Annotated in this window: 15 protein-coding genes; 6 read left to right on the forward strand and 9 right to left on the reverse strand. The window is 68.0% G+C overall.

The genetic code is table 11. The features are described from left to right. Positions 1 to 32: 32 nt before the first annotated feature. Complete coding sequence (gene mutL, locus VNQ78_RS06015; protein ID WP_325687620.1) at positions 33 to 1838, forward strand: DNA mismatch repair endonuclease MutL; 1806 nt, start codon at positions 33 to 35, stop codon at positions 1836 to 1838. Positions 1839 to 1886: 48 nt separating this feature from the next. Further along, complete coding sequence (locus VNQ78_RS06020; RefSeq protein ID WP_325687622.1) at positions 1887 to 2258, forward strand: DUF3775 domain-containing protein; 372 nt, start codon at positions 1887 to 1889, stop codon at positions 2256 to 2258. Here the strand turns inward: VNQ78_RS06020 and VNQ78_RS06025 are convergent, their stop codons facing one another. The 5 genes from VNQ78_RS06025 to VNQ78_RS06045 form a co-directional block, all read right to left on the reverse strand. Next, positions 2259 to 3434 carry a PQQ-dependent sugar dehydrogenase gene (locus VNQ78_RS06025; RefSeq protein ID WP_325687624.1) on the reverse strand — a complete coding sequence of 392 codons (1176 nt, stop codon included), beginning with the start codon at positions 3432 to 3434 and terminating at the stop codon, positions 2259 to 2261. A 90-nt stretch (positions 3435 to 3524) separates the two neighbouring features. Further along, positions 3525 to 4580, reverse strand: coding sequence for a saccharopine dehydrogenase (locus VNQ78_RS06030; RefSeq protein ID WP_325687626.1), 1056 nt, complete (start codon positions 4578 to 4580; stop codon positions 3525 to 3527). Positions 4581 to 4603: 23 nt separating this feature from the next. Beyond that, positions 4604 to 5464 carry a C40 family peptidase gene (locus VNQ78_RS06035; protein WP_325687628.1) on the reverse strand — a complete coding sequence of 287 codons (861 nt, stop codon included), beginning with the start codon at positions 5462 to 5464 and terminating at the stop codon, positions 4604 to 4606. Continuing rightward, on the reverse strand, positions 5461 to 6870 hold the full coding sequence (locus VNQ78_RS06040; protein ID WP_325687630.1) for a leucyl aminopeptidase family protein: 1410 nt from the start codon (positions 6868 to 6870) through the stop codon (positions 5461 to 5463). Before VNQ78_RS06040 ends, VNQ78_RS06035 begins: the two co-directional genes overlap by 4 nt. Positions 6871 to 6948: 78 nt before the next feature. After that, positions 6949 to 7332, reverse strand: coding sequence for a hypothetical protein (locus tag VNQ78_RS06045; protein ID WP_325687632.1), 384 nt, complete (start codon positions 7330 to 7332; stop codon positions 6949 to 6951). Between the two features lie 139 nt (positions 7333 to 7471). On the opposite strand from VNQ78_RS06045, the gene VNQ78_RS06050 reads away from it, so the two are divergent. Beyond that, positions 7472 to 8122, forward strand: coding sequence for a carbonic anhydrase (locus tag VNQ78_RS06050; RefSeq protein WP_325687634.1), 651 nt, complete (start codon positions 7472 to 7474; stop codon positions 8120 to 8122). Between the two features lie 72 nt (positions 8123 to 8194). Next, the gene (gene kynU / locus VNQ78_RS06055) at positions 8195 to 9442 is read left to right on the forward strand and encodes a kynureninase (protein ID WP_325687636.1); all 1248 of its coding nucleotides are present in this window, start codon (positions 8195 to 8197) and stop codon (positions 9440 to 9442) included. Positions 9443 to 9454: 12 nt separating this feature from the next. Here the strand turns inward: kynU and VNQ78_RS06060 are convergent, their stop codons facing one another. From VNQ78_RS06060 to VNQ78_RS06070, 3 genes are read right to left on the reverse strand one after another with little or no spacing between them, the layout of a single operon-like run. Continuing rightward, positions 9455 to 10006, reverse strand: coding sequence for a biotin transporter BioY (locus VNQ78_RS06060; protein ID WP_325687638.1), 552 nt, complete (start codon positions 10004 to 10006; stop codon positions 9455 to 9457). Position 10007: 1 nt separating this feature from the next. Next, complete coding sequence (locus VNQ78_RS06065) at positions 10008 to 10622, reverse strand: energy-coupling factor transporter transmembrane component T (protein WP_325687640.1); 615 nt, start codon at positions 10620 to 10622, stop codon at positions 10008 to 10010. Then, a complete protein-coding gene (locus VNQ78_RS06070) occupies positions 10597 to 11322 on the reverse strand; it encodes an ABC transporter ATP-binding protein (protein WP_325687642.1) in 726 nt (241 codons plus the stop codon). The genes VNQ78_RS06065 and VNQ78_RS06070 overlap by 26 nt, the downstream gene beginning before the upstream one ends. Before the next feature lie 90 nt (positions 11323 to 11412). Here VNQ78_RS06070 and VNQ78_RS06075 point away from each other — a divergent pair, with 90 nt between their 5' ends. Further along, positions 11413 to 12345 (forward strand): pirin family protein, encoded by a 933-nt coding sequence (locus VNQ78_RS06075; protein WP_325687644.1) that lies wholly within the window; start codon positions 11413 to 11415, stop codon positions 12343 to 12345. 226 nt (positions 12346 to 12571) lie between these two features. Here the strand turns inward: VNQ78_RS06075 and VNQ78_RS06080 are convergent, their stop codons facing one another. Then, positions 12572 to 13348 (reverse strand): DeoR/GlpR family DNA-binding transcription regulator, encoded by a 777-nt coding sequence (locus VNQ78_RS06080; RefSeq protein ID WP_325687646.1) that lies wholly within the window; start codon positions 13346 to 13348, stop codon positions 12572 to 12574. A 201-nt stretch (positions 13349 to 13549) separates the two neighbouring features. On the opposite strand from VNQ78_RS06080, the gene glpD reads away from it, so the two are divergent. Further along, positions 13550 to 15121, forward strand: a complete 1572-nt coding sequence (glpD, locus tag VNQ78_RS06085; RefSeq protein ID WP_325687648.1) for a glycerol-3-phosphate dehydrogenase — start codon at positions 13550 to 13552, stop codon at positions 15119 to 15121. The last annotated feature ends 10 nt before the right edge of the window (positions 15122 to 15131 follow it).

The raw sequence follows: 15131 nt of genomic DNA on the forward strand, positions 1-15131 counted from the left end.
CCCCGCGCCGGGGAGATGCTAGATCTGGGGGCATGAATACCCATGCCCCCAATATGCGCCCTGTCATCCGGCAGCTGGACGAAGCCGCCGCCAACCGGATCGCGGCGGGCGAGGTGGTGGAGCGCCCGGCCTCGGCCGTCAAGGAACTGGTCGAGAACGCGATCGACGCCGGCGCCCGCCGGGTCGAGGTCGCCATCGCCAAGGGGGGCAAGGCGCTGATCCGGGTCAGCGACGACGGCTGCGGCATGACCGCCGACGACCTGCCGCTGGCGCTGTCGCGGCACGCGACCTCCAAGATCGACGGCAGCGACCTTCTGGACATTCGCAGCTTCGGCTTTCGCGGCGAGGCGCTGCCAAGCCTTGGCGCGGTGGGGCGACTGACCATCACCAGCCGGGCCGAGGGTTTTGACGCGGCCCAGATCGGCGTCGCGGGCGGGCGTATCTCTCCGGTCAGGCCAGCGGCGGGCAATCGCGGCACGGTGGTCGAATTGCGCGACCTGTTCTTCGCCACCCCGGCCCGGCTGAAATTCCTGCGCACCGAGCGGGCCGAGACGCAGGCCGTGGCCGATGTCCTCCGCCGTCTCGCCATGGCCGAGCCATTCGTCGGCTTCACCCTGACCGACGAGGACGAAGGCCGCGTCCTTTTCCGCGCCGATGCCGAACAGGGCGAGCTGTTCGACGCGCTCCAGACCCGGCTGGGCCGGGTCATGGGTCGCGATTTCATCGAGAACGCCATCCCGATCGACGCGACCCGCGACGGGATCACGCTGACCGGCTTTGCGGCGCTGCCGACCTATTCGCGCGGCGCGGCGGTCGCCCAGCATCTTTTCGTTAATGGTCGCCCGGTGCGGGACAAGCTGCTGACCGGCGCGCTGCGGGCCGGCTACATGGACGTGCTGCCATCCGGGCGGCATCCGGCCGCCGTCCTCTTCATCACCTGCGAGCCCCATGCGGTCGATGTGAACGTGCATCCGGCCAAGGCCGAGGTCCGCTTCCGCGAGCCTGACATCGCGCGCGGCCTTGTGGTCAGCGCGCTGCGCCATACGCTTGCCGGGGCGGGGCACCGCTCCTCGACCACGGTGGCGACGGCGGCCCTTGGCGCGGCGCGGGCCGAGCCGCCGCGCGTCTATCAGGGGGCCTATAATCCGCCCCCGCGCCCCTCGGCTGCGGCGGTCGCGGCGAGCTTTGCCTTTCAGGCGCCCGGCTTTGCCGAAAGCCCGACTGCACGGGTCGAGCCTGCGCCCGAGGCCCCGCCGGTCGAGGCCCCGCTTGGCGCAGCGCGCGCGCAGCTTCACGAGAACTGGATCATCGCCCAGACCGCCGAGGGCATCGTCATCGTCGATCAGCACGCCGCGCATGAGCGTCTGGTCTATGAGCGGCTGAAGGCGCAGGCCGAGGCCAATGGCATCGCCAGCCAGTCGCTGCTGATCCCCGAGATCGTCGAGCTTTCCGAACCGGAGGCGCAGCGCCTGCTGTCGATCGCGGGCGAGCTGGCCGAACTGGGGCTGGTGATCGAACCCTTTGGCGGCGGCGCGGTGGCCGTGCGCGAGGTTCCGGCGCTGATCCGGGGCATCGACGCGCCGGCGCTGATCCGCGACATTCTGGACGATCTGGCCGAGCAGGGCGCCTCGGACCGGCTGAAGGCGCGGGTCGATGCGGTGCTGTCCTCGATGGCCTGCCACGGCTCGGTCCGGTCCGGGCGGCGCATGAACGCGGAGGAGATGAACGCCCTTCTGCGCGAGATGGAGCGGACGCCCCGCTCGGGCCAGTGCAACCATGGCCGCCCGACCTGGATCGAATTGAAGCTTGCGGATATCGAGCGGCTGTTCGGTCGATAGTTGACCTTCGACCCGACTGGCGCGAGACTTCCGGCAAGGAGATCAGCCATGCTGGAAATCAGTCCCGAGAAGATCGCGTATGTGATTATCCGCGCCCGCGAATATGACAGCGGCGTCAATGCCTGGGCGCATAGCGGCCAGCGCACCGGCCACGGGACCGAGACCGAGCTTTCGGAGTTCATCGGCAGCCTCAACATGGACGAACAGGCGAGTCTGGTCGCGGTCATGTGGATCGGGCGGGATACATTCACCGCCGAGGATCTGGCCGAGGCGATCCAGACCGCCAAGAGCGAGCGCCGCGCCCCGACCGAGAATTACCTGATGGGAGAGCCGCAGCTCGCCGATTATCTGGAGGCCGGGATGGAGGCGCTTGGCATCTCGCCCGAGGAGGCCGAGGACGACGTGCACCACCCCGTCTGATCAGCGCGAGAGCCGGATCAGCGCCCCATCATCGGCATCGGTCAGGATCATCAGCGCCCCGTCCGGTGCGACCGCCACATCGCGGACCCGGCCAATGCCCTGCGCCAGATGCGCCTCGCCCACGACGCGCCCGTCCTTGATTTTCAGCCGGACGACGGATTTCGACACGAGGCCGCCGATCAGCGCGTCGCCCTGCATCTCGGGGAACATGTCGCCCGCGTAAAAGACCATGCCGCTCGGGCCGATCACCGGATCCCAGTAATAGACCGGCTGCTCCATGCCGTCCTGCTGGGTGATCCCCTTTCCGATGGGGCGGCCGCTGTAATCCTCGCCATAGGTGATGATCGGCCAGCCGTAATTCAGGCCCGCCTGCGGCATGTTCAGCTCGTCCCCGCCCTTCGGGCCGTGTTCCACGGTCCAGAGCCGGCCCTCGCCATCCAGCGCGGCGGCCTGAAGGTTGCGATGGCCCCATGACCAGATCTCGGGCTGGCCGCCGCCATTGGCAAAGGGGTTGCCCGGAACGCCCTTGCCGGTCATCGGGTCAATGCGCAGCACCTTGCCCAGATGTGTGTTCACATCCTGCGCCAGTTGCCGCGGCTCGGGCAGCGAGCGTTCGCCGGTGGTGACAAACAGCATCCCCTCGCGGTCAAAGACCAGACGCGAGCCGTAATGCATGGTCGAATCCCATGCCGGTTCCTGCCGGAAGATCACTCGCACATCCTCAAGCGCGGTGTTGTCGTCCGAAAGCCGCCCGGTCGCCACCGAGGTCGAGGTGAGGCCACCTTCGCGCGGCTCGGCAAAGCTCCACCACACCTGCCGCGTCTGGGCGAAATCGTCGCGAATGGCGACGTCCAGCAATCCGCCCTGCTTGCGGGCATCGACCTCGGGCAGGCCGCGCAGCGGCTCGGAGAGCTTGCCGCCCTGAAAAAGCCGCATCCGGCCGGGGCGTTCGGTGATCAGCTGGCCGCCATCGGGCAGGAAAGCCATGCCCCAGGGATGCTCAAGGCCCGAGATGACGACATCCTGTTTCACGTGAACCGCATCCTCGATCCCCGCTGCGCGGGTCTGTCCCTCGAAGGCGGGGCGCTGGTCGGGGGCGTTGGGCGGCGCGGTCTGGGCAAGGGCTGGCGCGGCGGCAAGTCCGGCGCAAAGGGCGAAGGTGCCAAGGCTTTTCATGGTCCGGCTCCGTCATGGTTGCGGCAAGGGGATGACCCTCAACCCACGGCACTGCCCGCCGTTCCCTGACATTTTCGTCAGCGCGCCGCTTCAGAGCCTTGCGACATGTTCGTCGTAAAGCGCCCCGGCCCGGCCCCATGCGCCCGCGTCCATGTGGTCGAGGGTGCGCAGAACCGGCAACAACTGATCCGCGAAATCCTGCGAGCTTTCCAGCGGCAGCAGCGAGGGCAGGTTGTCGATCGCCATGACATCCAGCGGCGGATGCTCCGCGACCCGGATCACAGGCGCCTGCCAATCCGTCACGCGGTCATAGACCTGCACCGGGTTGAAGTCGCTGGTCGGATCGCAGGCCACATCGCCGATGACGCTGAGCAGCCTGCCCGGATCGACCGCATCGGGGCGGATGAGAACCGGGGTCTCCGGTCCAGCGAGGATGCAGTTGATGAACAGGTCATGCATCAGGATCTGCGGGAAGGGACCGCCGCCCGCCGTTTCGGCCATGTCCCATTTCGTGACCGCGGCCCCCATCTGGGTCAGCAGGTCGGATGCCCCGCTGCCGACCCGGCCAAGCGCGCCGATGACGATGGCATGGGGGCGCGGCAACCCGGTCGCGTCCAGATCGGCCCGCAAGGCCTCGATCATCAGGCTGCGCGAGGGGCAGGCGGCGACGGCTTCGCAGATGCCGCCCCGTTTCTGCGCGGCCCATGCCCTGAGCGAGACCGCCGCCCCTGCGAAACCGGCCCAATAGCCGAAGGCGGCCAGCCGCCGCCCGTCCGCGCCGGTCAGATATTCCAGATCATAGAGCCTGCCCCCGCCCGCCGCGAAGCGCCGCAGCAGGGCAAGCCCCGCCGGCTGGCCCTTATAGGCATGGCCGAACATGATGTGGCGATGGTGCAGGGGGGCATTACCCTCGGGCAGTTCCTTGATGCCGAAGATGATCGCATCAGCGGGGGCGGCGGGCCAATGACCCTCTGCCGCGCGCTCGGCCCCGGCTTCCAGATAGGGCGCGAGGGGCAGGATGCGATGCGGGCTTTCCTCGACCGTGACGCGGAACCCCGCAGCGACCAGCGCCCGCACGCCCTCGGGCATGATGCCGACGCGGCGCTCGTTCGGACGGCTTTCGGCGCGGACCCAGAGATGCACCATGATCGTCCGCCTTCTGTGAGGTTTCAGGGAAAGGTTGCGTCTGGCGTCCGCGCGGGTCGGCGCGCGCCGAGGAACGGCCCCTGTCCCGCCGCGTCGATGCGGGCGATGGCAGCGGCGATGGGCTCGATCACCACGTTCATGGTCGAGGCGTTGGCGTGTATCATCCGCTCGGCGTCGAGGGCGAGGGCGACATGTCCGGGCCAGAACAGCAGGTCGTTGCGGCGGATCTCTCCCCCGGCCTCGGGGAAGGCCGTGCGCTGCATGTCGCTGTCGCCGGGGCAGGGGATGGCGCAGGCGGAAAGCGAGGCCTGCACAAGGCCCGAACAGTCGATCCCCGCCCGGCTGTTCCCGCCCCAGAGATAGGGGGTTCCGATCAGCGTCGCCGCGACCGTAGCCGGATCCTCGGCCGGTTGGTCGGCGATATGCTGACGCGGCACCCAGCCCCCTTGCGCGAGCCGGGCGAAGCCGCCTTCGGTCCCAGTGACAGACAGGCGCGCGCCGATTGAAAGCGTCCCCAGTTCGGGCGTTTTCAGGTCCGGCCCGGAATAGACATGGGTTGCCGGGGCACTGACGCGGTGGGTGATCGGGTCGGTATCCGGACCCAGCACCGCGTCGCGCAGCCAGCCGCAATAGCCGTCGGCCCGCGCCTGAACGAAGGACCAGCCGTCCTGCCGGTCGATGACGGTCAGGTCCGCGCCATGGTTGACCTGCCGGTCGCGCGTTCCGCCGGGGCTGCGGCAGAGGTCGGCCAGCGGCGCGGCAAGGCGCATCGCCGTCCCTTTGGTATAGGCGGGGCGGTCAAGGATGCCGCGCAGGCTTTCCAGCGCGACGCGATCGGTCGCCGGGGTCAGGCGGCGGTCCGGCGTCTGGGCCGGGGCGTTCATTCCAGAGCCTCGGGCAGAGCATTCAGGATGGCGCGCATCGCCTGCCCGGTGCCGCCCTTGGACCGGCCGGGCGCGGCGCTTGGCTGCCAGCCATAGATGTCAAAATGGACATAGCGGGTGGTCTCGGCGGTAAAGCGGCGCAAAAACAGCGCGGCGGTGATCGCGCCCGCGAAGCCGCCCCCCGGCGCATTGTCGAGATCGGCGATCGCAGGCTCGATCATCGCCTCGTAAGGCTCCCAGAAGGGCATCCGCCAGACGGGATCGGCGTGGTCGCGGCCCGCGCGGGAAAGCGCATCGGCAAGCCGGTCGTCGTCGCAGAAGAAGGGCGGCAGATCCGGTCCCAGCGCGACCCGCGCCGCACCCGTCAGCGTCGCCATCGAGATCAGCAGCGCCGGCCCCTCCTCCTCGGCGAAAGCCAGCGCGTCGGCCAGAACCAGGCGGCCTTCGGCATCGGTATTGTTCACCTCGACCGTCAGGCCTTTGCGGCTGGTCAGGATGTCGCCGGGCCGGAAGGCATTGCCGGCAATCGCATTCTCGACCGCCGGGATCAGGACGCGCAGCCGCATGCCCCTGGTCAGGCCAAGCCGGGCCAGCGTCTCGGCCAGACCCAGCACATTCGCGGCCCCGCCCATGTCCTTCTTCATCAGCGCCATGGACGAGGGCGGCTTGATGTCGAGGCCGCCGGTGTCGAAGCAGACCCCCTTGCCGACCAGCGTGAGCATCGGCCCCTCGCCCGGAAAGCGCAGGTCGATCAGCCGGGGCGGCTGGACCCCCGCGCGGCCGACGGCATGGATCATCGGGAAGTTCTGCGACAGCAGGTCATCGCCCCGGATCACCGAGATCTCGGCGCCGTGGCGCGCGGCGAGTTCGCTCGCCGCGTTCTCCAGATCCTCGGGGCCCATGTCCGAGGCCGGGGTGTTGATCAGGTCGCGCGCCAGATACTCGCCCGCCACGAGCGCGAGGATCCGCTCGGCATCGACTCCCGCCGGACAGACGAGGCGCGCGGCCGGGGCCTCGGCCTTCTTGTAGCGGGCAAAGCGGTATTGCGCGAAAAGCCATCCCAACGCCCCCAATGCGGCATCGAAACCCTCGGGCGTATTGGCAAGGTACCAGTCGCCGGCGGGCAATGCCTCAGCCGCCTTGGCCAGCGGATAGCGTTCGCGCGCCGGACGGGCAGAGGTGGAGCGCTCCGCCCCGATCCCGAACAGCGCCCCCGACAATGCGCCATCCGGCCCCGGATAGACGCAGACCTGTCCGGGCTTGCCGGCAAAGCCCTGCGCCCTGGCCCAGGTGCGGGCGGTCGCCGGGATTGCTTCGGGCCAATCCGGGCCGTCCCCGCCCGGCCGGAGAAGCCAGAGCGGCAGGCTGCGGGACGGGTCGGGGGCGAATGCCGGAAGCGGGGTCATGGGGATGCCTTCTTGTGGTCTTGCGGCCAAGGTAGCGCGCGCCCGCCCGTCTGCAAGCCCCGTCTGCAAACGCCCCCGTCAGGCCGGACCGGGGGGCGGGCGCTCCCATATTCCGGTCAGGGAATGGTTGCCGATCCGGCCGAGCCGGGCCGAGGTCGCCCTGAGTCCGCCGCTGTCCCGCCGTTCGGCGCAGGTGCCGACATCCACCGCCACCGCCGCCATCGTCACCAGCCCAAGCTGCCAAGCGAGGCGCGAGATGCGGTCAGCCTCGCAACCGACCCCCACAAGGTCGCCGCGATCGATCGCCGCGGCCAGCCGCGACATGGCGACGGCCAGTTGCTCAAGCGCGGCAGAGATGATGCGCGAGGCCGCGTCCTCGCCCAATGCGGCCACCATGTTGTTCAACCGCTGATGGTCGATCACCATCTGCTCCTCAATCGCAAGCCGCGAAATTCCCGTCATCTTCCACCCATACTCGATACGCCGCGGAGAGCAGGTTTCGCATCGACCTCTCAAGAAATGGTTGAGGCCGGGGCGCTAAACCCCTCGAACTTTATCGGTCGGCGCTGTATCAAGCGCGGGAACGGTAGATGAGGATGTGATGAAACAGGCCCGGCCGCTGCCCCAATATCTTGTCCAGCGCTATCACGGCTGGCGCGCCACCACATATGGCGAGAACCGGAGTTGGTATCGTCGTCTGGCCGAGGGTGGACAGCATCCGCGCGCCATGGTCATCGCCTGCTGCGACTCGCGCGTGCATGTGACCTCGATCTTCGGGGCCGATACGGGCGAGTTCTTCATTCACCGAAATATCGCGAATCTCGTGCCGCCCTATCTGCCGGATGGCCAGCAGCACGGCACCTCGGCGGCGGTGGAATATGCCGTGAACGCCCTCAAGGTCGCGCATCTGGTCGTCGTCGGCCATACCAATTGCGGCGGGGTCGCGGGCTGCCACGCCATGTGCTCGGGCCATGCACCGGAGCTTGAGGAAAAGACCAGCTTCGTCGGCCGCTGGATGGACATCCTCCGTCCCGGATTCGAGCGGGTCAGCGACCTTCCCGAGGCCGAGCAGATCGCCGCGCTTGAGCGGCAGGCGGTGCTGATCTCGCTGGAGAACCTGATGACCTTCCCCTTCATCCGCGAGAATGTCGAGGCGGGCAATCTGTCGCTGCATGGCGTCGTCCACGACATTGGCGAGGGCACGCTGCTGGAATACCACCCCGAGAGCGAAAACTTCGTGGCGCTGGCCTGACGCATTCCGCTGTCGCAAGGCGGCATCGGGGCTGATATGGCTGTTCCTCGCCACCTAACCCAGAGGAACGCCATGGCCGCCCTGCCAACCGAAGACGACATCGCCAGCATGGATGCGGCCGATCCGCTTCTGCCCCTGCGTGAGCAATTCCTGCGGGCCGAGGGCGAGGTTTATCTGGACGGCAACTCGTTGGGGATGGCCAGCGGCGCGGCCCTCGACGCGCTGCGGCTGGCGGCGCGCGAGGAATGGACCCGCGGCCTGATCCGCAGCTGGAACACGGCGGGCTGGTTCGACCTGCCGGTCGAGCTGGGCGACCGGATCGGGCGGCTGATCGGCGCGGCTTCCGGGCAGGTCGTGGTCGCCGACACCACCTCGATCAATATCTACAAGGCGCTTCACGCCGCGATCGGTCTCAGGCCCGGGCGCAATGTCATCGTGGCCGAGGCGGGAAGCTTCCCGACCGACCTTTACATCGCCGAGGGCGTGATCTCGACCCTGCCCGGCGTGACGATGCGGCTCGAGGGTCGCGACGCCGACCGGATCGAGGATCTGCTGGATCAGGACGTGGCGGCGGTCCTCGTCAATCACGTGAACTACAAGACCGGGGCGCTGCGCGACATGGCGGCGCTGACCCGCGCCATCCACGATGCGGGTGCCGTCGCGATCTGGGATCTGTGCCATTCCGCCGGCGCGCTGCCGGTGGCGCTGGATGCGGCGGGGGCCGATTTCGCAGTCGGCTGCACTTATAAATACCTGAACGGCGGCCCCGGCTCACCCGCCTTCATCTATGTCGCGGCGCGGCATCTGGCCGAAGCCCGGCAACCGCTGAGCGGCTGGTGGGGCCATGCCCGGCCCTTCGCTTTCGAGACCGGCTTTGACGGCGATCCGGGCATCCGCCGCTTTCAATGCGGCACGCAGCCGATCCTGTCCCTGCGCGCCCTGCAAGGCGCGCTGGAGATCTGGGACGAGGTCGACATGCACCGCCTGCGCGAGAAAAGCGTGGCCCTGACCGAGCTTTTCATCCGCCTTGTCGAGGGGCTATGCGCCGGTCACGGGCTGGTCCTTGAAAGCCCGCGCGATCCGGCGCTGCGCGGCAGTCAGGTCGCCTTTGCCCATGACCACGCCTATGAGATCATGCAGGCCTTGATCGAGCGCGGGGTGATCGGCGATTTCCGCGCGCCCTCGACCCTGCGGTTCGGTTTCACGCCGCTTTACCTCAGCCATGCCGATGTGGCCCATGCCGCGCGGGTGCTGGCCGATGTGCTGGAGAGCGGCCTCTGGCGCGAGCCGCGCTTTGCGGTGCGCGGGGCAGTGACCTGAAGCCGTGAAGCTTCAGGCGCTCTGGCTCCACGCCACGGATTGCGGGCGTGCCCTTGCCAGCGCGGCGACCAGCATTCCGGTGACGGCAGCCTTCAGCAGGTCGCCGGGCAGGAAGGCCAGGACCAGCTTCACGCATTCCGGGATGGATTTCCCCAGTCCGATCGACATGCCGACGACGCCGAAGGCGTAAAGGACAAGGACGCCGCCCAGCACGGCGCCCAGTCCGGCGCGCAGCCCGATCGGGCGCAGCCGCACATGCTCGACAAAAAGGCCGGTCACGAAGGCGCCGAAGGGAAAAGCGATCAGGAAGCCCGAGGTCGGCGCGACGAAGGCGCCCAGACCGCCTCGCCCGCCCGCCAGCAGCGGCAGGCCGATCGCGACCAGCAGCAGGAAAAGCAGCATCGACAGGAAGCCGCGCCTTGCCCCCAGCACCGCGCCCGCCAGCATCACACCCATGCTTTGCGCGGTGATCGGGATGCCGAAGGCCAGCGTGATCTGCGGGATCGCGCCCAGTGCCGCGATCAACGCGGCGAAAAGCGCGATCTGCGCGACGTTTCTTTCCATGTCAGTCCTCGTCACTCGGGTTCAGGCCACCCCGCGCGCGCAGCGCCTCGGCCAGATGATCGGCATCGTCCAGCGCCAGCAGCGCCATGGGCAGCACGATATTCCAGTTGGCGCGCCGAGGCGAGCGCGCGCGCCATGCCTCGACCAGAAGCCGCCCCTTGGCGATCAGGACCGGGGTGAAACGGATGACCAGCGGAATCCCGGCCTCGACCAGCCGCACCGGCAGGCCGATCCGGCGCAGCGGGGCCAGCAGGCGGTGCAGCAGGTCGGTCAGCTCGCCCAGCGTCGTCGTCATCGTCACCAGATTGGCCAGCGCGACGGTCGAGGTCATGCGCAGCGCGATCGCCACGCCCTGCGCCCAGCCGCCCGAGACGGCGTGCCAGATCAGCAGCAACAGGACGAAGGGCCAGAGCACCCGAAGCTGCCGCAGCCCGTGGCGCAGGAAGTCGCGGCCGGGCAGGGCGTAAAGCGCCAGCACCGCCGCCAGCGCCAAGGCCTGCAAGGCCGGGCCGGAGATCAGGAACAGCGCCGTCGTCGCGACCGCCAGCCCGGCCAGCTTTGGTCCCGCCGGCCAGCCATGCGCCCGCGTCCTAACCGGCGAGGTCAGCGAGATCATTCTCGGCCCCCTCGCGGATCATCTCGGCCTCGAAACGCTCCAGCACCTCGGGCCCGCCGGCCATGCGGATGCGGCCCGCGTCCAGCCAGCAGACATCGCCATATCCCGCAAGGTCGCGCGGGTCATGCGAGATATGAAGAAGCCGCGCGCCACAGCGGTCCAGATGCCGCGCAAGCTGCATCCGCGTCGGGATGTCGAGGCCCGCGAAGGGCTCGTCGAGGATCAGCCAGCGCGGCTGCATCGCCATGACGGCCATCATGCAAAGCAGGTGCTTTTGCCCCTGCGATAGCGCCTCGGTCGTGCGGTCCAGCCAGTCGGAGCGATCGAACCGGGCCAAGGTCGCCTCAACCCCCTCGCGCGCCTCGGCCTTGCTGCGGCCAAGCTGGCGCAGGCCGAAGGTGATCTCTTCGGCCACGGTCGGGAAGATGATCTGATGCTCGGGGTTCTGGAACAGGATGCCGACTGTGGCGATCGCGGCCTTGCGGTCGCGGGCGACATCGACGCCCTCGATCAGCACGCGGCCGCGGGTCGGCTCGATCAGCCCGGCAAGCAGGCGCGCCAGCGTGCTTTTCCCCGAGCCATTGCGCCCGATGATGCCGACGCGCGGCGCATCGAAGCGGATGTCGATCCCTTCGATGATCTGGCGCGGGCCGAGGGCATAGGAGATGCCTTGGACGGCGATGCCCGGACGGGGTTCCATGGTGACGCCTCACGAGACGGTTTTTCTGAATCGCAAACCGCTCTAGCATCTTTGCAGCGGGATGAAACCCGCCCACCCGGAGGAGTTCGCATGAGTTGGAACCCAGCACTTGAGCCAGGCTGCCCCGATCAGGTCGCGCTGGAGAGCATCGAGACCCTGATCATTCCCCGCGCCCGCGACCTCGGCGATTTCGAGGTGAAGCGCGCCTTGCCCGCCCCGAAGCGGCAGATGGTCGGGCCGTTCATCTTCTTCGACCAGGCCGGACCGGCCGAGTTCCTGACCGGGCAGGGGGTCGATATCCGCCCCCATCCCCATATCGGGCTGGGAACCGTGACCTATCTCTATCAGGGCGACTTCCACCATCGCGACAGCACCGGTGCCGATCAGGTCGTGCTGCCGGGCGAGGTAAACTGGATGGTGGCGGGCAAGGGCGTCACCCATTCCGAACGCACCAGCGAGGCGGGCCGCAAGGGGCCTCATTCGCTGTTCGGCATCCAGACATGGATCGCGCTGCCCGAGACGCATGAGGACATGGACCCGACCTTCGAGCATCACGAGAAGAAGACCCTGCCCGAATTCGAGGATAGCGGCATCCACGGCCGCCTGATCCTTGGCCGCGCCTATGGCGAGCGCGCGCCGGTGACGCTTTACTCCGATACCTTCTATCTCGACATCACGCTGGATCCCGGCGCGCTGTTCCCGCTGCCCGACGATCACGAGGACCGGGGGATCTATGTCACCCAGGGCTCGGTCCTGATCTCGGGGCAGGAGTTTCCGGCCGGGCAGATGATGGTGTTCCGGCCGGGCGATCGGATCACGGTCGCGGCCGGGGCGCAGGGCGCACGGATCATGGCGCTGGGCGGCGAGACGCTGAACGGTCCGCGCTATATCTGGTGGAACTTCGTCGCTTCCTCGAAGGAGCGGATCGAACATGCCAAGGAGGCGTGGCAGGCCGCCGATTGGGGGCAGGGCATGTTCAACCTGCCGCGCGGCGACAACCGGGAATTCATCCCGCTTCCGTAGGGAGCGCGGGCGGGCCTTGGGGCGATCACCCGGCGGGCGAAGGGCCTGCCGGTGTCAAAATTTGTTCACCTGCGCGGAAACCCTTCGCCTCCGGCTTTCGTTGAACTGCAACGGGCCCTGTCCCGAGCAATGGGAGATTTTCAAATGAATTCCATCATCTATCTGGTCGGTCTGGTCGTGGTCGTGCTGTTCATCCTGTCGATGCTGGGCCTGCGTTGAAGCCGGATTACTCCCCTTCGACCGCCGGGCAGATCCGCAGCTCGGTCCGCCAATCGGCGCAGCGGGCCGCGAGATCCGCCGGGAGTGGCTGGTCGGTAAAGACCGTGTCGATCTCTGAGAGGCTCGCGATCCTCGCGGGGGCGGTGCGCCCCAGCTTCGAGTGGTCGGTGACAAGGAAGGTCTTGCGCGCAAGCTGAAGGATGGCGCGGCTGACCCTGACCTCGGCCAGATCGAAGTCGAGCATGTCACCGTCATGGTCCAGCGCCGATGTGCCGACGACCGCGTAATCGACCTTGAACTGCTCGAAGAACTGGGTCGTCAGCTCCCCCACCAGCCCACCGTCCGAGCGGCGGAGCGCCCCGCCCGCGACCATGATCTCGCATCCGGGATTCTCCAGCAGGATATTCGCGACATTCATGTTGTTCGTCACCACCGTGATGTTCGAATGGTGGATCAGCGCGCGGGCCACCGCCTCGGTCGTGGTGCCGAGGTTCAGAATCAGGCTGCAATTGTCGGGGATTTCGGCCGCGCAGGCGGCGGCGATCGCGGCCTTGGCGTCCGCGTTCATCCGCCGGCGCGCCTCATAGCCAAGGTTCACCGTCCCGGCCCGCGGCATCGCACCGCCATGCACGCGGTCCAGCAGTCCGGCCTCGGCCATCTCTCCCAGATCGCGGCGGATGGTCTGCAGCGTCACCTCGAAACGCTGGGCCAGTTCCTCGACCAGCACGCGGCCCTCGCTGCGGGCCAGTTCAAGGATCTCGCCTTGCCGGATGCTCAATGCCATGCCTCTCCCTCGGTCGTCGAACCGTATTCGCGAATGCGCGCGATTGTCTTGACGTGAAGTCATACAACCGCATTCTTCCAATGAGAATGTTCGTTTCTGTTTCATTTGCAAGATAAACGAAAATATTTGTTGACGAAACTGTGAGCCGGGGTGCAGCCTTTCCCGGCGGGGTTGGGAGGCTTCGTGGAGGAATCAGTGACAATGCAGGTGGAACCCGTCCGCGACCTTTTCGTCTTGGGCGGCGGCATCAACGGCTGCGGGATTGCGCGGGACGCGGCAGGCCGCGGGCTGTCGGTGACGCTGGCCGAGATGGGCGATCTGGCGCAGGCCACGTCCTCGGCCTCGACCAAGCTGTTTCATGGTGGCTTGCGTTACCTCGAGTTTTTCGAGTTCCGGCTGGTCCGCGAGGCGCTGGAGGAGCGCGAGACCTTGCTTGTCGCCATGCCCCATATCAGTTGGCCGATGCGCTTCGTCCTGCCCTATTCTCCCACCATGCGGTTCGAGAGCGATACCCCGACCTCGCGGCTGCTGGGCCTGACGATGCCATGGATGCGCGGTCGCCGGCCGGCATGGCTGATCCGGCTGGGCCTTGGCATCTATGACACGCTTGGCGGGCGCAAGCTGCTGCCGCCGACGCGGCGGCTGGACCTGCGCCACGATCCGGCCGGGCGGGCGCTGAAGCCGGGCTTCAGCCGCGGCTGGGAGTATTCCGACTGCTGGGTGCAGGACGCACGGCTTGTGGTGCTGAACGCCCGCGACGCCGAGGCGCGGGGTGCGCGGATCCTGACCCGCACCCGCGTGACCCGGGCCGAGCGGGTGGGCGATCTTTGGCACGTCACCACCGAGGGGGCCGGGGGCCGGCGCGAGCATTGGGCGCGCGCGCTGGTCAATGCCTCGGGGCCATGGGTGGGCGAGGTGATCAGCGACATCATCCACCTGCCCAGCACCGAGGGCGTGCGTCTGGTACGGGGCAGTCATATCGTGGTGCCGAAGCTCTATGACCACGACCGCTGTTATTTCTTTCAGGGCACGGATGGGCGGATCATCTTCGCCATTCCCTATGAGCAGGACTTCACCCTGATCGGCACCACCGACATGGACCATCACGGCCCGCCCGGCGAGGCGCATTGCACCGAGGAGGAGCGCGACTATCTCTGCGCCTTCGCCAGCCGCTATTTCGCGCTGCCGGTGCGGCCCTCGCAGGTGGTCTGGACCTATTCCGGGGTGCGGCCGCTTTATAATGACGGGGCAAAATCGGCGACCGCGGCGACGCGCGACTATGTGCTGAGCCTGAACGAGGATGGCCCGCCGCTGCTGAATGTCTTTGGCGGCAAGATCACCACCTATCGCCGGCTGGCGGAAAGCGCGCTGGCCCGTCTCGCGCCGTATTTCCCGCAGGCGGGCGCGGCATGGACGGCGCGGGTGCCCTTGCCCGGCGGGGATTTCCCGGTCGACGGGGTCGGGGCGCTGACGGCGCGGATCGCGGCCAGCTATCCTTTCCTCGCGCCTGCCGAAGTGCAGCGCCTCCTGCGCACCCACGGCACCGAGGTGTTCGAGGTGCTGGGCGCGGCCACGACGCGTGCCGAGCTTGGCCGGGATTTCGGCGCCGGGCTGAGCGAGGCCGAGGTGCGCTGGTTCCTCGCCCGCGAATATGCCCGGACGGCCGAGGACATCTTGTGGCGCAGGACCAAGCTGGGGCTGAGGATGACTGAGGAGCAGATCGACGGGTTGCGCGACTGGCTTGGCCGGCTGGCCGCCGACGCTGCCGAGTGAAGGAGACGGA

Source organism: Paracoccus sp. (in: a-proteobacteria) (genome assembly GCF_035556475.1).
Taxonomy (GTDB): domain Bacteria; phylum Pseudomonadota; class Alphaproteobacteria; order Rhodobacterales; family Rhodobacteraceae; genus Paracoccus.

Excerpts from the sequence above, each read along its gene's own strand:
- mutL (WP_325687620.1), top strand. The coding sequence starts at position 33 with ATGAATACCCATGCCCCCAATATGCGCCCTGTCATCCGGCAGCTGGAC.
- VNQ78_RS06020 (WP_325687622.1), top strand. The coding sequence starts at position 1,887 with ATGCTGGAAATCAGTCCCGAGAAGATCGCGTATGTGATTATCCGCGCC.
- VNQ78_RS06025 (WP_325687624.1), bottom strand. The coding sequence starts at position 3,434 with ATGAAAAGCCTTGGCACCTTCGCCCTTTGCGCCGGACTTGCCGCCGCG.
- VNQ78_RS06030 (WP_325687626.1), bottom strand. The coding sequence starts at position 4,580 with ATGGTGCATCTCTGGGTCCGCGCCGAAAGCCGTCCGAACGAGCGCCGC.
- VNQ78_RS06035 (WP_325687628.1), bottom strand. The coding sequence starts at position 5,464 with ATGAACGCCCCGGCCCAGACGCCGGACCGCCGCCTGACCCCGGCGACC.
- VNQ78_RS06040 (WP_325687630.1), bottom strand. The coding sequence starts at position 6,870 with ATGACCCCGCTTCCGGCATTCGCCCCCGACCCGTCCCGCAGCCTGCCG.
- VNQ78_RS06045 (WP_325687632.1), bottom strand. The coding sequence starts at position 7,332 with ATGACGGGAATTTCGCGGCTTGCGATTGAGGAGCAGATGGTGATCGAC.
- VNQ78_RS06050 (WP_325687634.1), top strand. The coding sequence starts at position 7,472 with ATGAAACAGGCCCGGCCGCTGCCCCAATATCTTGTCCAGCGCTATCAC.
- kynU (WP_325687636.1), top strand. The coding sequence starts at position 8,195 with ATGGCCGCCCTGCCAACCGAAGACGACATCGCCAGCATGGATGCGGCC.
- VNQ78_RS06060 (WP_325687638.1), bottom strand. The coding sequence starts at position 10,006 with ATGGAAAGAAACGTCGCGCAGATCGCGCTTTTCGCCGCGTTGATCGCG.
- VNQ78_RS06065 (WP_325687640.1), bottom strand. The coding sequence starts at position 10,622 with ATGATCTCGCTGACCTCGCCGGTTAGGACGCGGGCGCATGGCTGGCCG.
- VNQ78_RS06070 (WP_325687642.1), bottom strand. The coding sequence starts at position 11,322 with ATGGAACCCCGTCCGGGCATCGCCGTCCAAGGCATCTCCTATGCCCTC.
- VNQ78_RS06075 (WP_325687644.1), top strand. The coding sequence starts at position 11,413 with ATGAGTTGGAACCCAGCACTTGAGCCAGGCTGCCCCGATCAGGTCGCG.
- VNQ78_RS06080 (WP_325687646.1), bottom strand. The coding sequence starts at position 13,348 with ATGGCATTGAGCATCCGGCAAGGCGAGATCCTTGAACTGGCCCGCAGC.
- glpD (WP_325687648.1), top strand. The coding sequence starts at position 13,550 with ATGCAGGTGGAACCCGTCCGCGACCTTTTCGTCTTGGGCGGCGGCATC.